The sequence below is a fragment of the Methylococcus sp. ANG genome (assembly GCF_040730495.1).
Classification (GTDB): domain Bacteria; phylum Pseudomonadota; class Gammaproteobacteria; order Methylococcales; family Methylococcaceae; genus Methylococcus.
Map to the genome: position 1 here is coordinate 2172323 of NZ_CP160399.1, position 19249 is coordinate 2191571.

General features: G+C 65.4%; 20 protein-coding genes. 10 read left to right on the forward strand and 10 right to left on the reverse strand.

Annotated features, from left to right (window positions below; all coding sequences use genetic code 11):
- Positions 1–35 precede the first annotated feature (35 nt).
- A complete protein-coding gene (locus ABZN20_RS10525; RefSeq protein WP_367025220.1) occupies positions 36–605 on the reverse strand; it encodes a hypothetical protein in 570 nt (189 codons plus the stop codon).
- 120 nt (positions 606–725) lie between these two features.
- Here ABZN20_RS10525 and ABZN20_RS10530 point away from each other — a divergent pair, with 120 nt between their 5' ends.
- On the forward strand, positions 726–1955 hold the full coding sequence (locus ABZN20_RS10530) for an ISAzo13 family transposase (protein WP_367025221.1): 1230 nt from the start codon (positions 726–728) through the stop codon (positions 1953–1955).
- 40 nt (positions 1956–1995) lie between these two features.
- On the opposite strand, the gene ABZN20_RS10535 is transcribed toward ABZN20_RS10530, so the two are convergent.
- Complete coding sequence (locus ABZN20_RS10535) at positions 1996–2379, reverse strand: DUF423 domain-containing protein (RefSeq protein WP_423246402.1); 384 nt, start codon at positions 2377–2379, stop codon at positions 1996–1998.
- Positions 2380–2498: 119 nt separating this feature from the next.
- Between ABZN20_RS10535 and ABZN20_RS10540 the strand changes: the two genes are divergently transcribed.
- The 5 genes from ABZN20_RS10540 to ABZN20_RS10560 all read left to right on the forward strand — a co-directional run bounded on the left by ABZN20_RS10540 (position 2499) and on the right by ABZN20_RS10560 (position 6421).
- Positions 2499–2981, forward strand: a complete 483-nt coding sequence (locus ABZN20_RS10540; protein ID WP_218807780.1) for a TlpA family protein disulfide reductase — start codon at positions 2499–2501, stop codon at positions 2979–2981.
- Positions 2971–3459 (forward strand): DUF3570 domain-containing protein, encoded by a 489-nt coding sequence (locus ABZN20_RS10545; RefSeq protein ID WP_367025222.1) that lies wholly within the window; start codon positions 2971–2973, stop codon positions 3457–3459. The genes ABZN20_RS10540 and ABZN20_RS10545 overlap by 11 nt, the downstream gene beginning before the upstream one ends.
- 39 nt (positions 3460–3498) lie before the next feature.
- Positions 3499–4284 (forward strand): class II glutamine amidotransferase, encoded by a 786-nt coding sequence (locus ABZN20_RS10550; protein WP_218807781.1) that lies wholly within the window; start codon positions 3499–3501, stop codon positions 4282–4284.
- On the forward strand, positions 4281–5120 hold the full coding sequence (locus ABZN20_RS10555) for a sulfotransferase family protein (protein ID WP_367025223.1): 840 nt from the start codon (positions 4281–4283) through the stop codon (positions 5118–5120). The genes ABZN20_RS10550 and ABZN20_RS10555 overlap by 4 nt, the downstream gene beginning before the upstream one ends.
- A 218-nt stretch (positions 5121–5338) precedes the next feature.
- Positions 5339–6421, forward strand: a complete 1083-nt coding sequence (locus ABZN20_RS10560; protein WP_367025224.1) for a glycosyltransferase — start codon at positions 5339–5341, stop codon at positions 6419–6421.
- Between the two features lie 7 nt (positions 6422–6428).
- Here the strand turns inward: ABZN20_RS10560 and ABZN20_RS10565 are convergent, their stop codons facing one another.
- Genes ABZN20_RS10565 through ABZN20_RS10575 form a run of 3 tightly spaced genes read right to left on the reverse strand, consistent with a single transcriptional unit; the run spans position 6429 to position 9166 of the window.
- Entirely contained in the window at positions 6429–7553 is a 1125-nt protein-coding gene (locus tag ABZN20_RS10565; protein ID WP_367025225.1) for a glycosyltransferase, read from the reverse strand.
- A 19-nt stretch (positions 7554–7572) separates the two neighbouring features.
- Complete coding sequence (locus ABZN20_RS10570) at positions 7573–8241, reverse strand: TMEM165/GDT1 family protein (RefSeq protein ID WP_367025226.1); 669 nt, start codon at positions 8239–8241, stop codon at positions 7573–7575.
- Position 8242: 1 nt separating this feature from the next.
- Positions 8243–9166: a ZIP family metal transporter gene (locus tag ABZN20_RS10575; RefSeq protein WP_367025227.1), complete on the reverse strand. Its 924-nt coding sequence runs from the start codon at positions 9164–9166 to the stop codon at positions 8243–8245.
- Between the two features lie 163 nt (positions 9167–9329).
- Here ABZN20_RS10575 and surE point away from each other — a divergent pair, with 163 nt between their 5' ends.
- From surE to ABZN20_RS10595, 4 genes are read left to right on the forward strand one after another with little or no spacing between them, the layout of a single operon-like run.
- Positions 9330–10085, forward strand: coding sequence for a 5'/3'-nucleotidase SurE (surE, locus tag ABZN20_RS10580; RefSeq protein ID WP_367025228.1), 756 nt, complete (start codon positions 9330–9332; stop codon positions 10083–10085).
- Complete coding sequence (locus tag ABZN20_RS10585) at positions 10082–10741, forward strand: protein-L-isoaspartate(D-aspartate) O-methyltransferase (RefSeq protein ID WP_367025229.1); 660 nt, start codon at positions 10082–10084, stop codon at positions 10739–10741. The genes surE and ABZN20_RS10585 overlap by 4 nt, the downstream gene beginning before the upstream one ends.
- Before the next feature lie 4 nt (positions 10742–10745).
- Positions 10746–13424: a GNAT family N-acetyltransferase gene (locus ABZN20_RS10590; protein ID WP_367025230.1), complete on the forward strand. Its 2679-nt coding sequence runs from the start codon at positions 10746–10748 to the stop codon at positions 13422–13424.
- Positions 13421–13906: a DUF721 domain-containing protein gene (locus ABZN20_RS10595; protein ID WP_367025231.1), complete on the forward strand. Its 486-nt coding sequence runs from the start codon at positions 13421–13423 to the stop codon at positions 13904–13906. Before ABZN20_RS10590 ends, ABZN20_RS10595 begins: the two co-directional genes overlap by 4 nt.
- A gap of 3 nt (positions 13907–13909) precedes the next feature.
- Here the strand turns inward: ABZN20_RS10595 and lpxC are convergent, their stop codons facing one another.
- The 5 genes from lpxC to ABZN20_RS10620 all read right to left on the reverse strand — a co-directional run bounded on the left by lpxC (position 13910) and on the right by ABZN20_RS10620 (position 19241).
- Positions 13910–14824 carry a UDP-3-O-acyl-N-acetylglucosamine deacetylase gene (lpxC, locus tag ABZN20_RS10600; RefSeq protein ID WP_218807791.1) on the reverse strand — a complete coding sequence of 305 codons (915 nt, stop codon included), beginning with the start codon at positions 14822–14824 and terminating at the stop codon, positions 13910–13912.
- 135 nt (positions 14825–14959) lie between these two features.
- The gene (gene ftsZ / locus ABZN20_RS10605) at positions 14960–16108 is read right to left on the reverse strand and encodes a cell division protein FtsZ (RefSeq protein ID WP_010961648.1); all 1149 of its coding nucleotides are present in this window, start codon (positions 16106–16108) and stop codon (positions 14960–14962) included.
- Between the two features lie 46 nt (positions 16109–16154).
- On the reverse strand, positions 16155–17390 hold the full coding sequence (ftsA, locus tag ABZN20_RS10610; RefSeq protein WP_218807792.1) for a cell division protein FtsA: 1236 nt from the start codon (positions 17388–17390) through the stop codon (positions 16155–16157).
- A gap of 130 nt (positions 17391–17520) precedes the next feature.
- Positions 17521–18258 (reverse strand): cell division protein FtsQ/DivIB, encoded by a 738-nt coding sequence (locus tag ABZN20_RS10615; RefSeq protein ID WP_367025232.1) that lies wholly within the window; start codon positions 18256–18258, stop codon positions 17521–17523.
- Between the two features lie 53 nt (positions 18259–18311).
- Entirely contained in the window at positions 18312–19241 is a 930-nt protein-coding gene (locus ABZN20_RS10620; protein ID WP_218807794.1) for a D-alanine--D-alanine ligase, read from the reverse strand.
- Between the last annotated feature and the right edge of the window lie 8 nt (positions 19242–19249).

Consider the following 19249-nt stretch of genomic DNA (forward strand, 5'->3'; position numbering starts at 1 on the left):
TGAGGGTATCTTCAGTCTCAATAACCCAAATCAAATCATTTGGTCTTGACGAACGTTGCGCTGAGCAATTCGCTGCCGGTGGCATCTTTCAATATCACGACGTCGCCGGGCCTCGCGTCGGGTATCGTCTGCTCGGCGACTTCGGTCGAGATATCGGGATCGCATACGCCGGACTTGATTTGCAGTATTCCGCGCCGATAGATTTCCTTGGCTACAAAAACGGCCTGTTTCTTTTTGGCCTGCTTGACGTCGAGGTCGCATTCGGCAAACGCCATTCCGTCGGAGTGCCGGAATTCCAGCAGGAGATCATGCCGGTTCCTTGCGTCATCGGCTGTCGCGAGGCTCAAAGCATCGTTCGGTATTTTCACGGTGAGGGAAGCCTCGATCTGATCCTTCTTGGCGGACCACCTGGTTCGCTTCACCGTCAGCACGACCCCGTCCTGCTTCTGTTTGGCCAGGGTCACCAGGGGCTGGGCTTGCGGCTGGGGCGTCGGCGTCGCCACGGGAGTCGTGGCACTGGCGACGGCGTCGTAAGCCAGGAAGTCCGCATGCAATGTGCTTACCGCGGCCAACAGCGCGGCCGAGCCGCTCAACGGTATCCACAAACGCCTGCTCCGCATTGATCGTGACATCGAATTATTTCTTCCTCGTGGTTTTATGCAAATTACTAAGGAGCCTAGCAGAAATAACTTGAACAGTGAGCGGTCTGTGCCTACGCTTTGTGCATGGACGCCACCAAGGTGATTGAGGAAAAATTTCTGGCGCTTTCCGGCCGTCTGGACGAAGCAACGCTGCGGTTGTGGGCAGCGGTTGAGGCGCTTACCCTCGGCCATGGGGGCGTCAGTACCGTAGCGAGCGCGGTGGGTTTGTCGCGCACGACGATCTATGCCGGTCTGCGCGAGCTCGCTATGGCGCCATCCGGTGGCGAGCCAGTCACGGCGAGGATGGGCCGTGTTCGGGCCAAGGGTGGTGGGCGCAAGAAGCTGACGGCCAAAGACCCAACGCTGTTGCGCGACCTGGATGCGTTGGTCGAACCGACGACGCGTGGGGACCCGCAGTCGCCGTTGCGTTGGACCTGCAAGAGTACGCCGCGTTTGGCCAAGGAATTGGTGGCCCAAGGTCATCAGGTGAGCCAGCGCACCGTGTGTGATTTGCTGGCGCAGTTGGACTACAGTCTGCAAGCGACCCGGAAGATTCACGAAGGGGGTCAGCAGGCCGATCGTGATGCGCAGTTCAGCCACATTGCCGCGACGGCGGCGCAGTATCAGGCGGCGGGCGATCCGGTGGTCTCGGTTGATACCAAAAAGAAAGAACTGGTCGGGGACTTCAAGAATGGCGGGCGCGAATGGCAGCCGAAAGGTCGTCCGGAGGGCGTACGCGTCTACGACTTCATCGATCCGCAACTGGGTAAAGTCGCGCCCTATGGCGTGTATGACGTGGGCGCCAACCAGGGCTGGGTCAGTGTTGGGATCACCCACGACACGGCGGCATTTGCGGTTGAGAGTATCCGCCGGTGGTGGCGCGAGATGGGCCAGCCACTCTATCCGGCCGCGCGTCGCCTGCTGATCACCGCCGACTGCGGCGGCAGTAACGGCTATCGTGTGCGGCTCTGGAAGGTTGAGCTGCAGCAACTGGCCGACGAACTGGGGATGGTGATCCAGGTCTGTCACTTTCCGCCCGGCACTAGCAAGTGGAACAAAATCGAGCACCGGATGTTCTGTCACATCACCCAGAACTGGCGTGGTCGTCCTTTGGTCAGTCGGGAGGTTGTCGTGAACCTGATTGGCAACACGACGACCACCGAAGGGCTGCGCATCCAGGCACAACTCGACGACCGGGATTATCCGGCAGGAGTTAAAGTCTCCGACCAGGAACTCGCGGAACTGGCCATTGAACGCGACGAGTTCCATGGCGAGTGGAACTATCGGCTCAAGCCTCGCGATCTCGGCGGCTAAAAGGCTATTGTTCAAGTTATTTCTGCTAGGTTACTAAGAGTCAAGACGGTTGCCGCCAGCCATGAACCGCTACACAGGCCCAGGCCGCGAGAAAGGCCATGCCGCCGAAGGGCGTGATCATGCCCAGCCAGCGGATGCCGGAAACGGCCAGCAGGTACAGGCTGCCGGAGAACAGGATGATACCCGTGAGCATCAGCCATGCCGCCCAGGCCAGCGGCCGGGACGGGGAAGCCTGTGCCCTCAGGAGGGTGACCAGGCCCAACCCCAGTGCATGCCAGAAATGGTACTGCACACCGGTCTGATAGACCGCCAGCATCTCCGGCGCGATGACGTTCTTGAGGCCGTGAGCGCCGAAAGCGCCCATGGCAACGCCTGTGAAACCGGCGATACCCGTCGTCACGAGCCAGCCCTTCGTTCCGTTCATTTTCATTGCGTTTCCCACAGTGTCGGACCTCGTCCCGGGGCAATTGCGCCCCGTTGCAAAATGGTTCAGGCTACTTACCCTCGAGTTCAGCGCCCCGCTTTTATCGCGTATCGAATGCCATGACCAGACTCCTCGCTTCCGGACTTCTCTCGGCATTTTTCGCCGCCGCGGTCTCCGCCAATCCCGCCCCGGACTGCCGATTGAGCCGGTATCAGGACGGAGCTCCCCTGAATATCGCCGGTTTCAAGGGCAAAGTGGCCTATGTCGACTTCTGGGCCTCCTGGTGCGGCCCCTGTCTGCAATCGTTCCCGTTCATGGCCGAAACCTACAAGGACTTCAAGCCGAAAGGCTTCGAGCTGATCGCGGTCAACCTCGACGAGGAGCGGGAGGGCGCCGACGCTTTCCTGGCGAAACAGCCCGCCGACTTCACCATCGCCTCCGACCCGGCGGGCGATTGTCCCAGACAGTACGACGTCCAGGCGATGCCGTCCTCGTTCCTCATCGACCGGAAGGGCAACATCCGCCATGTCCACCTGGGGTTCCGGGAAAAGGACAAGGCGGAAATCCGCGCCCAGATCGAGGCGCTGCTCGATGAGCCGTGACCGCTCTCCAAGGATACGACAACGAAGCCTTCCCCGGGTTCGACGGCACGGCTGGGGGCGCGAACAACGACTCCGACAAAATGCAGCGAGCTGGAACTGTCGCAGGCTGCCCAGGGGCCACAGCGCGGCATCCACGACCAACGCCTGGCCATCGCCGGCGCCCTGGGCGCTGGACGACCTGACCCTGGGCATCGGCGGCGGCAACTCCACGGAGTGGGACTACATCTCCAACTTCTTCAACCTGGACGCGCGGTGGAACCTCAACCGGAAGGCGACGCCCCTCGCCGCCGGTTCCGGCTACGCGTCCGACACCGCATGGGTGGACGAGGCACCAGGGCCGCATCCATGCCGAAAGCGTCCGACGGACCGGAATGGCTGCGGCGTCTGGGGGTTCCGGCCCTTTGGATGGATGGAGAGGGACGCGTCGGCCGGCACGAGGCCGGTCCCGGTTAAGCGGCTGAACGCAAGGCCGTTGTAGAATACGCGTCTTCTGAAACGGCAGACCCTCCCCCTCCCAATGTGCGAACTGCTGGGCATGAACTGCAACGTGCCGACGGATATCTGCTTCTCCTTCCGCGGCTTCACGCTGAGGGGCGGGCGCACCGGCCACCACACCGACGGCTTCGGCATCGCCTTCTTCGAGGATCGGGGCTGCCGGGTGTTCCTGGACTACGAGCCCTCCGCCGGATCGCCGATCGCCGAGCTGATCCGGAACTATCCGATCAAATCGACCAACGTCATCGCCCACATCCGCAAGGCCACGGTCGGCGAGACCACACTCGCCAACTGCCACCCTTTCCATCGCGAGCTGTGGGGACGGAACTGGCTGTTCGCGCACAACGGCAACCTGGAAAACCTGCCCGCATTGCGCCAGCGCTACTACCGCCCGGTCGGCACCACCGACAGCGAGCACGCCTTCTGCCTGATCCTGGAGACCCTGCGCGAACGTTATCCCGAGTCGCCCGGCAGCGCCGATCTGGTCCGGACAATCGCTGAAGTCACACTTGAAATCGCGAGACACGGCACTTTCAACTACATCCTGTCCGACGGCGAGCTGATGCTGGCGCACTGCGCCACCCACCTGCACTACATCGTCAGGCAGGCGCCGTTCAGCCATGCCCATCTGGTCGACGAGGACCTGACGGTGGACTTCGCCGACCTCACCACGCCGGACGACCGGGTTGCGGTCATCGCCACCCAGCCGCTGACCGACAACGAAACCTGGACCGCCATGGCGCCGGGCGAATTGATCGTGTTCAAGGACGGCGCGCCGGCGGCTTTTCCGATCCGAGACATCGAATGACCCATCGCATCCACATCGTCGGCTGCTCGCCCCGCAGCGGCACGACCCTGCTGAACGAACTCATGGTGACCTGCTTCGAGATCGGCGGCTACGCCGAGCACGAGCAGAGCATCTACAAACCCTACGATTACAGCGACGACATACTGCTGACCAAATATCCGCTGCAAACCACCGTGGTCGCGCCGTTCCTGGCGGTCGACCCCCACCTGTGGGTGATCTACCTGCTGCGCGATCCGCGCGACGCCGTCTCCAGCCGCAGCCACCGCAAGGACACCCGGCGCTACTGGAGCAACCTCGGCCTCTGGCGCGAACTGCACGGCGCGGCAACCCGGCTCATGCGCCATCCTCGCTTCCTCACCGTGCGCTACGAGGATCTGGTGTCCGATCCGGACGCGGTGCAGCGGAACCTGATGGAACGCATGCCGTTCCTGCGCCTGCGCCATCCCTTCAGCGAATTCCACCGCCATGCCCGGCCTTCCCGGGATTCGCTCGACGCCTTGGGGAGTCTGCGGCCGATCGATCCCGGCAGCATCGGCAACTGGCGCCAGCACAAGCCGCATCTGGCGGCGCAGATGACGAAATACGGCGATCTGTCCGAGCTTCTGATCGAACTCGGCTACGAGCAGGACAAGAGCTGGCTGGCCGAGCTGGAAGGCGTGGCGCCCGACGACAGCGGCGCCCTGGTGCTGCCGGAGCGGCCCTGGTATTGGCGTCTGGGCAAGCGGCTGGACCTTTACTGGCGCGCGGCGGTGTACTGGCTCACCCGCCGGCCGCTCCTGACTCAGCCCATCTATAGACTACGTACCCGCCGCCGGGCAAAGAAAGCCGAACGATAACCTCAACTTCCTTCTCTCTCTGCGAGCAATGACGTTACGTTAAGCCGTCATTCCGGCATGGATTGCCGGAATCCAGCGCACAAGGATGTGTAAGGCCGAAACCATCCCTGGTTCCTAGACCCCGGCATTCCCTGCCGGGGTGACGAGACAACCCTACCTTAACGACATCGCCTCTGGGAAAAGAGATTGGGACAAACGCCCAAACTGTGGGATATGCGATGAACCAAGCCCCCCTGATCTACCCCGCCCGCTGCCGTTTGCACCGCAACGGCGCCAACCTGATCCAGGCGCTGCATGTGGTCGAAAGCTTCGACCGGATCGGCGTGCCGACCCGGCTTTACCTGCCGCCGGCCAAAGGCGTGACGGTAGCGGAACGCCTGCGCGATTTCGGCATCGACGAAACCCTGGACCTGCGGCTCGACCCTTGGCTGCACACCCGCTTCGGCCTGTGGCCGTTCTTCGTCCGCCGTCTGGGCGAGCTGCGCAGAGCACGCGGCATCTTCACCCACAACCTGATGCTCAGCCGCTGGCTGGCGCGGTTCGGGCTCAAGCACGTGCTGGAAATCCACGACGCCGACCGCGATCTGATCCAGGGCGGCTGGATGGCGCATGTCGTCGGCTGCCATCGGCGCCGGATCGTCGACTGGCTGGTGCCGGTCAGCCGCGCCGCCGCCAAGGTATTGATAGAATCCGGCGCCGATCCGGAACGCGTGCTGGTCGCCCCCAACGCCGTCGACCTGAAAGCCTATGCCGCGCTGCCGAAATTCGAGCCGACCCGGCTCGATCACCCGACTTTCGTCTATCTCGGAACGCTGGCCGCGGACCGCGGACTGCATGTCTTCGACGCCCTGGCCCGGCGCGGCATCGGCCAAGCCGTGCTGATCGGCGAACCCGAACCGGGCTCAGATTACCGGACACCGGACAGCGTGGAATCCCGCCCGTTCGTGCCGCACCACGAGGTGCCCGGCTGGTACGGCCGCACCGACGTCACCCTGCTGCCCTATCCGCCGCAGCTCGCCACCGCCGACTCCATGAGCCCGATGAAGCTGTTCGAGGCCCTGGCCGCCGGCCGGCCCATCATCGCCAGCGACCTGCCGGTGCTGCGGGAACTGCTGGAACACGAGAAGACCGCCCTCCTGGTCGACCCGGAAGACGTGGAAGCCTGGATCGCCGCGGTCCGGCGGCTTCAGTCCGACCGCGAACTGGCCGTCCGGCTCGCCCACGCCGCCACGGAGCGCGCCGGCGATTTTTCCTGGGAGAAACGGGAAGAAAACATCGCTCGGGCCTGCGGCTGGCTGTGACGGTCCGTCAGGGAAAGAACGTTTCCAGATGCATCCGGATACTGTTTTCGACGGTATAGCCCTGCACCGCTTCGCGGAGTACGGCGGGGGGCAAAGGACGATCGAGCGTCGCCGCCATCGCCCCGGCCATCGCCTCCGCGTCGCGCAGCGGCACCAGCGGGCCGAACCGGCCGCCCTGCAGGATCTCCCGCGGTCCGCTGCGGCAGTCGGTGGCGACCACCGGCGTACCGACCGCCATTGCCTCGATGAGCACGTTCGGGCAGCCCTCCCATAGCGAGGACAGCACGAACAGCCCGGCCCGTGCCATGTAGGCGTAAGGGTTGGACACGAAACCCGGCAGCTCGAAATCCGCCTCCACCCCGAGCTCCACGGCCTGCGCCTCCAGGCGCTCCTTCTGGCGTCCCTGGCCGAGGATCATCAGCCGGCAAGGGCGGTTGCGCCGCAGCAAGGCGAAGGCCTTGAGCAGCGTCCCGAAATCCTTGGCCCGCCCCAAACGGCCGGCGCCGAGAATCACCGGCGGCTCGCCGGGCGCGAACCACGGATGGACAAAGGGCTCACGGGCTGCTGCCAGCAATTCGGGGGTGATGGTGGGATTCGGCAGCACCGCGATCTCGTCGCGGGGAAGGTCCAGAAACGCTACCAGATCGTCCGCCACCCCTCCCGAATTGCAGATCACGCCGTCGCAATGGGTATAGATCTGCCGGAGTTTGCGGCGGTATAGCGCCCGGTTCAGCCGGAACCGGTACTGGTTCGCCAGCCGCACCGACAGCGTCGTGACCATACGCAGGAAGAAACGCACCCGCGCATCCTTGAGTTCTTCGCGCACAGCCACGGCGATGCCATCGTCGCGTTCTTCGGTCGTCAGGACGACATCCGGCCAATGCGCCCGAATGAAGGCCAGCAGCTCGCGCGCCAAGCCCCGGTCGCTCCGGCTCGGCAGCACCACCTGGCGCACCCGCGGATACAACTGTTCCATAAAAAGCTCGTTCGGACGGTTCACCAGGACGCTGACTTCCATGCCGGCCCGGACGAAACCATTGGCGAGATTGACGATGTCGCGCGCGACGCCCCCTTCGCCGAAGCTCGGGCCGAACAGGACGATGTGGCGGGACTCGTCGGCAAGCGTCTGCATGATGAAAATCCGCGCGCCTTTAGCCGAAGGCGCGGACGAACTGCAATGCAGCCGGCATGGCCTCCATGCTCGCATAAACGGCCAGCACCAGAAACAACACGCCACTGAGCCGGTGCAGCCAGAGCAGCGGGATTTTCTGCAGGACGGTGCGCCCGGCCCAGATGCCCAGCACGGAGGTCAGGACCAGTGCGAGCGAAGCTCCGGCCCACACCGCGGAAGGCGAGACCGAGGTGCCCAGCCCGGCCACCGCCAGCTGGGTCTTGTCGCCGAACTCGGCGAACACGATCATCAGGAAGGTCGTGACGAAGACGCCGTGTCCGGGCTTTTCCTCGACCGATTCATCCTCCGCTTGCTCCCGCGCCAGCACCGATTTCAGGCCGAATCCCAGGAACAGGAGGGCAACCACCCCGGCCACGACGGGCCGCGGAACCCAGTGGACCAAGGCCGCGCCGAACAAAACCGCCGCCAGGTTGAGCAGCCCAAAGGCGGCCGTTGCGCCCAGCAGCACTGGCAGGCCGCGGTGGCGAGCCGCCAGCGTCATGCAGACCAACTGGCTCTTGTCGCCGATCTCGGCGGCGGCGATCAGGGCGAAAGTCGTGGCCGCCGCCGTACCCCACTCCCGGGCGCCGGACGACAGCGACGGTGAGCCCGCCCATTCGGGCAAGCTCCAAGACCAGAAACAGGACATGTCAACTGAACAGGTTATCCAGGATCATCATGACGATGAAGCCGATCATGACGGCGAAGGTCGCCGCGCGCATCTTGCCGCGGGACTGGGTCTCGGGAATGATGTCGTCGCTGATCACGAACAGCATCGCCCCGGCGGCGAACGCCATCCCCAACGGCAGCAGCGGGAAGAAGGCCGAGACCATGCCCAGGCCCAGTACACCGCCGAGTGGTTCCACCAATCCGGTCAGCGTCGCGATCAGCACCGCCTGCCGGCGGTCGTATCCCATCCCCACCAGGGGCATGGCGACCGCCAGCCCTTCGGGGATGTTCTGCAAGCTCACGGCGATCGCCAGGGTGGCGCCATTGTGCCAGTCGCCGCCCCCAAAGCTGACGCCCACCGCCATGCCTTCGGGAAAATTGTGCAGCGTGATCGCCACGATGAAGAGCCAGATCTTCCGGAGCGAACCGATCAATTCGCCCTTCTCCGCCAGAAACCGCTCGTAGGGCAGCAGGCGGTCCGCCGCCTCCAGGAACAGGGCGCCGGTCATCATGCCGAGCGCCACCGCGAAGATGCCCTTGCCCGGCCAGACCTGGTTGCCGTACTGGATGCCGGGGACGATCAGGGAAAACGCCGTCGCCGCCAGCATCACGCCGGCCGCCCCGCCCAGCATGATGCAGAGGGTGCGGTGGGAAAAGTCGCGGACGAACAGCGCGGGCAAGGCCCCCGCCCCGGTCGCGAGTCCCGCCAGGATGCTGGCGAGAATCCCGGCGGCGATCACCGGGCTGGCATAGATGTAGACCAGGGCCAGGACGAGGGTGAGCGACATGACCGCCGAAGCGACCGCAACCAGCCGCTGCATCAGCGGCGGCAGGGCGCGGTACCGCTGCGCCAGGGGCGAGGTGCCGATACGTTCGCCCAGTTGCTTGAAGACAGTCGCCGCCATGTTCCCCCCCGCCCGATGCCGAAAAAAATGGTTGACGCCGAAACACGGCCGCGATGGCCCTGCCCCGGTACTCTCTGGATTATACCTTTATGCCAGGACGCTCAACCGGTATGGGCGTTTTCTGGTTAGAATGAGGATCACTGGTTCGATCCTTCCGCCCTCCATGCACATACTCCTCAGCAACGACGACGGCTACGCCGCCCCCGGTCTCCGCGCCCTGGCGGCCGCCCTTTCCCCGCTCGCCAAGATCACGGTCGTCGCGCCCGAACGCAACCGCAGCGGCGCCAGCAACTCCCTGACCCTGGAGCGGCCCTTGCGCGCATCCCGCGCCGAAAACGGCTTCATCCGCGTCGACGGCACGCCGACGGACTGCGTGCACCTGGCCATCACCGGGCTGCTGGACAGCGAGCCGGACATGGTGTTCGCCGGCATCAACCACGGCGCCAACCTGGGCGACGACGTCATCTATTCCGGCACCGTCGCCGCGGCCACCGAGGGCCGTTTCCTCGGCCTGCCGGCCGTGGCGATCTCGTTGGCCGCCCACAACCCGGCGCACTTCGAGACCGCCGCCCAGGTCGCCGTCGAGCTCCTGGGGCGCATCCGCGAAAATCCGCTGCCGGCGGACACCATACTGAACGTCAACGTCCCCGACATCCCCCTGGACGAACTTCGGGGCTACCAGGCCACGCGGCTGGGCGCCCGCCACAAGGCCGAAGCGGTCATCCGCACCCGTGACCCGCGCGGGCGTGAGATTTTCTGGGTGGGCTGCGCCGGCCCCGAGGCCGATGCCGGCCCCGGCACCGATTTCCACGCCATCCGCGAGAACTGCGTGTCGGTCACCCCCCTCCAGATCGACCTCACCCGCTACGAGCGGCTCAGCCAACTGGGGACCTGGCTGCCCGGCGGAGTCGCCGCATGAATGTCCGCCTGCGGGGCATCGGCATGACATCGCCGCGTACCCGCGAGCGCATGGTCAACCGGCTGCGGGAGCTCGGGATCCGCCACGCGAAAGTGCTGGCCGCCATGGGGAGCGTCCCGCGCCACATCTTCGTCGAAGAAGCCTTCGCCAGCCGGGCCTACGAGGACATGGCCCTGCCGATCGGCTTCGGCCAGACCATCTCGCGGCCTTACACGGTCGCCCGCATGACCGAACTGCTGGTCGAGGCCGGCCCGCTGCGCCGCGTGCTGGAAGTGGGTACCGGCTCCGGGTACCAGACCGCCGTCCTGGCGCAACTGGTCGGCACCGTCTATTCGGTAGAACGCATCCAGGCCTTGCAGGAACGGGCCATCCGCAGCCTCGCCGACCTGAACCTCCGGAACGTGCGGCTGAAACACGGCGACGGCCAACAGGGCTGGCGCGAATCCGGCCCCTTCGACGGCATCATCGTGACCGCCGCCCCGACGCGGCTGCCGGACGCGCTGCTGGACCAGCTCAATCCCGGCGGGGTGCTGGTCGCCCCGGTCGGAGCGGACCGGGAACAGACGCTCGAACGCATCGTGCGTACCGACTCGGGCTATGACGCCCGGTCCATGGAACCGGCCGTGTTCGTTCCGCTCCTGGCCGGCACGGTGTGACGGCATGGCCGGCCCTTACCTCGATACCCTCTTCCGGCCCCGCGCCGTCGCCGTGTTCGGAGCCAGCGAGCGGCCCGATTCGGTGGGATTCCGCCTCTTCGGCAACCTGCTCGAAGGCGGCTTCCGCGGCCCGGTCCATCCCGTCAATCCCAAGCACGAACAGGTCCGGGGCCAGCGCTGCTACAAGTCGCTGAGCGAAGTCGACGGCGCCGTCGACCTCGCCCTGATCGCCACCCCGGCACCGACCGTTCCTGCCATCCTGAGGGAATGCGGCGAACAGAACGTCCGGGCCGCGATCGTATTCTCCGCCGGTTTCGGGGACGGCGACAGCCAGGGCCGCCGCCTGTCCCAGTCGCTTCTCGCGGAAGCCAGAAATCAAGGCATAAGGCTGCTCGGGCCGAACTGCCTCGGTTTGATGCGGCCCAGCCTGAATCTCAACGCCACCTTCAGCAACAACGTCGCCCTGCCAGGCGGACTCGCCCTGGTGTCCCAATCCGGCGCCCTCTGCACGGCGATCGTCGACTGGGCCAGCGCCCACCGCATCGGGTTTTCCGTGGTCGCTTCCATCGGCTCGGCTTACGACCTCGATTTCGGCGACATCCTGGATTACCTGGCGCTGGACCAGGAAACCCGCAGCATCCTGTTGTATGTGGAAGGCATCCGCGACGCCCGCCGCTTCATGAGCGGCTTGCGGGCGGCGGCCCGGCTCAAGCCGGTCATCGTCATCAAGGCCGGCCGCTACGCCGAAGGCTCCCGCGCCGCGGTGTCCCATACCGGCGCCCTGGTGGGCGCCGACGACGTGTTCGACGCCGCTTTGAAACGGGCCGGCGTGGTCCGCGCCAAGACGATCGAGCAACTGTTCGCCGCGGCCCAGTTGCTGGCCGGCGCTCACCCGGTCCAGGGAGAGCGTCTCGCCATCGTCACCAATGCGGGGGGCCCCGGCGTGATGGCGACCGACGCCGCGGTCGAACGGCGGCTGCGCCTGGCCGAGCTGTCCCAGAGCACGCTGCAGCGCCTCGATCAAGCCCTGCCGGCGTTCTGGTCGCATGGCAATCCGATCGACATTCTCGGCGACGCCACGCCGGAGCGCTATGCCGCGGCGGTCGGAGCCTGCCTGGGCGATCCCGGCGTGGACGGCCTGCTGGTGATGCTCACGCCGCAGGCCATGACCGATCCCACCGGCGCGGCGAAGCGGACGCTCGAGGCCATCGGAGATTCGAAAAAGCCGGTCCTGGCCTGCTGGCTCGGCGAAACCCAGGTCCGGGAGGGCCGGGCGCTGTTCACGGAGCATGGCATCCCCTCCTTCCCCAATCCGGAGAGCGCCACCGAAGCCTTCGGCTTCCTCGCCGAGCACCATCGCAACCAGCAGATGCTGCTGCAGGTGCCCGGCCCCCTGGCCGAACTCGAAGCGCCCGACGTCGCCGGCGCCCACCTGATCGTGGAAGGCGCGCTGGGAGATAAGCGCAGCCTGCTTTCCCCGCTGGAAACGCGGGCCATCCTCGGGGCTTTCCGCATCCCCATGCTGCCGGCTCTCCCCGCCCATTCCCCCAACGAGGCCCTGGCGGCGGCGGAGTGCCTGGGATTTCCGGTCGTCCTGAAAGTGCTGTCGCCGGACATCACCCACAAGTCCGACGTGGACGGGGTGATGCTCAACGTGACACATGCCGAATCGGTGCGGCAGGCCTACAACGAGCTGCTGGCACGGGTCGGCCGGCGCAAACCGGATGCCCGCATCGAAGGGGCCTCGGTGGAAAAAATGTATACGGGGCGGAACGGCCGCGAACTGCTGGTGGGCGTGATCGACGATCCGGTGTTCGGCCCCGTGATCGGTTTCGGCGCCGGCGGCACGGCGGTGGAGATCAGCCGCGACCGGGCGATCGGTTTGCCGCCGGTCAACGCCCATATCGCCCGCACCCTGATCGGCCAGACCCGCGTCTCCGCCGCCCTCGGAGCTTTCCGCAACCTGCCGCCGATCCGCATGGAGGCGCTGGTCCAAACCCTGCAGCGGGTGTCGGAAATGGTGTGCGAACTGCCGCAGATCCGCGAGATGGACATCAATCCGCTGATGGCCGACGAAACCGGGGTTTATGCGCTCGATGCCCGGATCGTGGTGCGCCACCCGCCGCCCGGACGCAGACGCTACGATCACATGGCGATCCATCCCTATCCCGCGCAGTGGGTCAGCCGGTTTCAGCTCAACGACGGTACCCCCGTCACCATCCGCCCGATACGGCCCGAGGACGCGGCGATGGAGCAGGAATTCGTCCGCGGCCTGTCGGAGGAGGCCAAGTATTTCCGCTTCATGCAATCGGTCCAGGAATTGAGCGCCGAAATGCTGGTGCGCCTGACCCAGCTCGATTACCACCGGGAACTCGCCCTGATCGCGACCGTCGAGACCGACGAAAGGGAGACGGAGGTGGCGGTCGCACGCTTTTTCAGCAATCCGGGGGGAGAAACCGCCGAGTTCGCCATCGTCGTCGCCGACGCCTGGCAGCGCCGCGGCATCGGCGCGCGCCTCATGGCCATGCTGGCCGACGCGGCGCGCGAAAAAGGCATACAAAAGCTGCAGGGCGAGGTGCTGGCGGGCAACGGCAAGATGCTGCACTTCATGGAAGCGCTGGGGTTCTCGGCGGCCCCCGCGGCCGATGATGCCTCGATCGTGCAAGTGTTCCGAAACCTGTGACGCCGAATCACCCTGCGCAGCCGGCCGAGGAACGGCCGCATCCTCACCGGGTTTCCGAACTCATCCCCAGGAAAGCCCTGGAAGCCTGCCTGGCACGCATCGAAAACCACCGGAGACTGCTGGAAACGATACGGCGTCTACTGCCGCCCCCTTTGGCCGCCCATTGCCGGGACTGCGTGGCGACAGACGGCACCCTGGTGCTTTACGCCGAGTCCGCGGCCTGGGCTTCGCAGCTGCGCTTCTACCTGCCCCGGATCATCGAAGAGCTGGCGAAGGAAGGCCATGGCCGGTTCCGCCAGGGCAAGGTCAGGACCCTCGCGATGGCCATGGAGGCACCGCACGCCGCCCCGCCCCGGCCGGCTCCGCACCGCCCCCTCCCGGCGACGATCGCCGCGCTCGAGGCGGCGGCGCGGGCCAGCGAAGGCGAAATCGGAGCCGCCCTCGCCCGCCTGTGCGGCACCCTGCGCCGGTTGCCGCGTTGAACCTCAACGCGCCGCCGGCGCCGTCCGCATATAGGAGATCGGGGCGTACCCCTCGTCCTCGAAGCTCACCATTTCCCAGGCGTCGCGCGCCTTCAGGAGTTCGCGCAGCAGGTGATTGTTGAGCCCGTGGCCGGACTTGTAGCCGGTGAACGAGCCGATCAGGCTGTGACCCAGGAGATAGAGATCGCCGATGGCGTCGAGGATCTTGTGCTTGACGAACTCGTCGCCGCTGCGCAGGCCGTCCTCGTTGAGCACCCGGAATTTGTCCACGACGATGGCGTTGTCCATGGAACCGCCCAGGGCCAGGCGGTTCTTGCGCAGCATTTCGATGTCGCGCATGAAGCCGAAGGTGCGGGCGCGGGCGATCTCCTTGACGAAACTGGTCGAGGAAAACTCGATGCTGGCGGTCTGCGAGTCCTTGTCGAAAACCGGATGGTCGAAATCGATGGTGAACGTCACCTTGAAGCCGTCATGGGGCTCGAACCGGGCCCATTTGTCGCCGTCCTCGACCTGGAGCGGCCGCTTGATGCGGATGAACCGCTTCGACGCTTCCTGTTCCTGCACGCCGGCGGACTGGATCAGGAAAACGAAGGGGCCGGCGCTGCCGTCCATGATCGGCACTTCCGGCGCGCTGACGTCGACGTAGGCATTGTCGATCCCCAGGCCCGCGAAAGCGGAAAGCAGATGTTCCACCGTGGAGATGCGCACGTCGCCCTTCACCAGCGTCGTCGAGAGGGTGGTATCGCCGACGTTGTCGGGCCGGGCATCGATCACCACCGGCTCGGCGAGATCGACCCGTCTGAACTTGATGCCTGAATTGGGTGCCGCCGGCCTGAGCGTAAGATAAACCTTTTCACCGGTGTGAAGGCCCACGCCGGTGGCGCGGATTACGTTTTTCAAGGTTCTTTGTTTGATCATACAGGTGTCCCCCTTCTGTGGGGCCGCCGTGCGGCGGCCAATCCGGTAGGTCGTTCGATGCGTCATCCGGGCCACGGTCCGCGTGTTTCCCGGATGAGCTTTTCAAGGCGTGGAGAAAGAGCAGGAATCGGAAACTCAATCGGCCTGGCGGCGCAGGAATGCGGGGATATCGAGATACTCGAGATCCATTTCCTTGCTGGGTTCGCCGCGCGGCTCGTGTTTGGGCTGCTTGCGCAGTACCGTGGGGCGCTGCATCTGTTCGTAGTCGATTTCGCCGGTCTGTTTGTGCACCAGCTTCAGCGGCGCTTCGGAGACCATCTGGGACTGGCCCGAGAGTCCGGTCGCCACCACGGTGACGCGGACTTCGTCCTGCATCTCCGGGTCGATCACGGTGCCGATGACGACCATCGCTTCGTCGGAAGCGTAGTCCTTGACCGCGTTGCCCACTTCGTCGAATTCGCCGATGGCGAGATCGAGCCCGCCGGTGATGTTGACCAGGATGCCCTTCGCGCCGGACAGGCTGATGTCTTCCAGCAAGGGGCTGGCGATGGCCCGTTCGGCGGCGTCGCGCGCCCGGGTCGGACCGCTGCCGACGCCCGTGCCCATCATGGCGACGCCCATTTCCGACATGACGGTGCGTACGTCGGCGAAGTCCACGTTGATGAGGCCGGGACGGGTGATCAGCTCGGCGATGCCCTGCACCGCGCCGAGCAGCACGTCGTTCGCCGCCGCGAACGCGGCCATCAGGCTCACGTCCTTGCCCAGCACGGGCAGGAGCTTCTCGTTCGGAATGGTGATGAGGGAGTCCACGAACTGGCTCAGCTCCGCGATGCCTTTGTCGGCGACCAGACGACGCTTGCGGCCTTCGAACGGGAACGGCTTGGTCACCACCGCGACGGTGAGGATGCCGGCCTCCTTGGCGATTTCCGCGATGACGGGCGCCGCGCCGGTGCCGGTGCCGCCGCCCATGCCTGCGGTGATGAACACCATGTCGGCGCCATCCAGCACTTCGAGAATGCGCTCGCGATCGTCGAGCGCGGCCTGCCGGCCGATGTCCGGGTTGGCCCCGGCGCCCAGGCCTTTCGTCAGATTGTTGCCCAGTTGGATGACGGTGCGCGCACCGAGGTTCCGCAACGCCTGGGCATCGGTATTGGCGCAGATGAAATCGACGCCTTCGATCTGGCTGCTCACCATGTGATTGACGGCATTGCCACCGCCACCGCCGACGCCGATCACCTTGATGACCGCGTTCGGGCTAAACGAATCTACAAGTTCAAATTTCATGTTCCCATCCCCTCTGAATACGGGCTATCCGGAAAAACCGAAAATCTCAGAAATTTCCCTGAAACCAATTCTTCATGCGCAGCCAGATGCTCCTGAAACCGCCGCCTCCCAGCATGGGGCGCTCCCCGGAAAACAAATGCTGCCGCCCATGCAACAACAACCCCACTCCCGTGGCATAGGCTGGATTGCGAATCACGTCGTTGAGGCCGGAGACCGTATAAGGCACGCCCAGCCGCACCGGCATGTGGAAAATTTCTTCCGCCAGCTCCACCAGCCCCTCGACCCGCGAACTGCCGCCGCTCAGCACGATGCCTGCCGCGATCAGATCGTCGAAACCCGCCCGGCGCAGTTCCGACTGCACCAGCAGCAACAATTCTTCGTAGCGCGGCTCCACGATCTCGGCGAGATTGAGCCGGGAAATCTGCCGGGACGGCCGGTCGCCGATGCTGGGCACTTCGATCGTGTCCTCGATGTCGGCGAGCTGGGTCAGCGCGCAGGCGTGCTTGAGTTTCAGCGTCTCGGCATGGGGCGTGGGCGTGCGCAGTGCCACGGCGATGTCGTTGGTCACCTGGTCGCCGGCGATGGGGATCACCGCGGTGTGGCGGATGGCGCCGTCGGTGAACACCGCGATGTCCGTCGTGCCGCCGCCGATGTCCACCAGGCACACGCCGAGCTCCTTCTCGTCATCCGTCAGGACGGCCTGGCTCGATGCAAGCTGTTCGAGCACGATGTCGTCGACCTCCAGGCCGCAGCGCTGGATGCATTTCTGGATGTTCTGGGCCGCGCTCACCGCGCCGGTGACGATGTGCACCCGGGCTTCGAGGCGGATGCCCGACATGCCGATGGGTTCCTTGACGCCCTCCTGCCGGTCGATGACGAATTCCTGGGGCAGGATGTGCAGGATTTTCTGATCGGCGGGAATGGCGACCGCCCTTGCGGAGTCGATGACACGGTCGACATCCCCCTGGGTGACCTCCTTGTCCCGGATCGCGACGATGCCGTGCGAATTCATGCTGCTGATGTGGCTGCCGGCGATGCCCGCGTAGACCGAGTGGATCCGGAAACCGGCCATCAGCTCGGCTTCCTCGACCGCGCGCTGAATGGAATTAACGGTGGTTTCGAGATTGACGACGACGCCTTTCTTGAGCCCTCGCGATGGGTGGGTGCCCAGTCCGACCACCTCGATCTGGCCATCCTCGTTGACCTCACCCACGAGACAGGCCACTTTGGAAGTGCCGATGTCCAGCCCTACGATTACGTTCTTGTCAGACTTTTTGCCCATGAAGTGATATTCGAAGGATGTGTCAGACGCGTGCCCAGCCTATTGCGTTCAATAGCCGACCCTGCCGTTCCCCGCCCGACCGGGCGTGTTGAGCGGAAAAAGATTCCCTATCGTCGATGCGTGCGCCTCCTCATGCGGGAGGAACCGCCCCAGGCTGCTCCGGGGGAACCTCCGCGTCGGGCGGGTATATTTTCCAAACCACCGCAAAGCCATAAGGATACCTCAAATCGATACTTTGGAGCAGGGTCATGCGTTCTTTTCCCAACAGCGGCAGAAGGCTCAGCAGACTGGGGATGGCCTCGGCCGGCTCCTGGCGCCCGAACTCGATCCGGACGTCCGATTCCAGCCGCAGCGACCATGACCAGCGGTCGGTCAATCGGAGTTCGGCGACCCGCGTTCCCCAGGTTCCGAACCGTTCGTCGAGATCGATCAGCACCTTGACCAGCCGGCGTTCCTGGCCATCCGGCCCCGTCAGCAACGGCAGATGCTCGAACCCTTGGGTACTCCCGACATGAAAACGGTTCATGCGGTCGTCGATGAATTCCGCATCCCCCCAGCGTGCCACGGGGCGATGCTCCCGCACCTCCACCTCGATGCGGTCCGGCCACCGGCGTTCCACCGAAGCCTCCGCCACCCAGGGGATGGAGGCCACCGCTTGCCGGATTTCGGCCATGGGGATTCCGAAATAAGTGTTGCCGCTGGCCAGTCTGTCCCTGACGAGGTCTTCCACCACCGCCGGATCGATATAGCGGAAAGCGCCCTTCACTCGGACGGTCTGCACCCGCCGTTCGGCGATCCACGACACCCCCCAGCCTATTCCTCCCCATATCAGGCAAAGAGCGAACAGCGCCGTGAAAGAGGCGCGCAAGCGGCGGCCGCTTGGGACGGCCGCGTTCCCGGCGCGATTCCGCCCTTCCGGTTTCAGGCGGCGCTGGTTTCCAGGATGTGCCACACCAGTTCCTGAAAATCGATGCCCGCGGCCTTCGCGGCCATCGGAACGAGACTGTGATCCGTCATACCGGGCACGGTGTTGACCTCGATCAGCCAGGGCTGGCCGCTGCGATCCACCAGCAGGTCGACCCGGCCCCAGCCGCCGACGCCGACGATCTGGCAGGCCCGCAGCACCAGCGCCTGAAGTTCGGCCTCACGCTCGGCGTCCAGCCCGCAGGGGCAGAGGTAACGGGTGGTTTCCGCCCGGTATTTGGCGTCGAAATCGTAGAAGGCGCGCGGGGTTTCCAGCCGGATCAGCGGCAGCGGCACGCCCTTGAGCATGCCGCCGGTGTATTCGACACCGTCGATCCAGCGCTCGGCGAAAACGGCACAGCCGTAACCGGAGGCGCGCTCCCAGGCCTGTGCCAGTTCTTGGGCATCGGCCGCACGGCTCATGCCTATGCTCGACCCCTCCTCCGCAGGCTTGACGATCACCGGAAAGCCCAGGGCTTGCCGGCAGCGATCGAGATCGGCGGGCGAATCCAGCCGCAGCCACGGGGGGGTCGGCAGACCGGCTCCCGTCCAGCACAGCTTGGTGCGCAGCTTGTCCATGCTCAGCGCGGAGGCCAGCACGCCGCTGCCCGTGCAGGGGACGCCCAGGCAGGCCAGCGCGCCCTGCAACACGCCGTCCTCGCCGCCGCGTCCGTGAATGACGTTGAACACGCGATCGAAGCGGCGCTCCAGCAGCGGGGCGATCATGTCGTGCCCGACGTCGAAACCTTCGGCGTCGATCCCGCAGCCCTGCAACGCTTCCAGGACGGCCTTGCCGCTCTTCAGCGAAATCTCCCGTTCGGCCGCGGCCCCACCCATCAGGACTGCGACCTTGCCGAACTCCGATGCCTGCTGAATCCGTTTTTCCACTCGGTTCC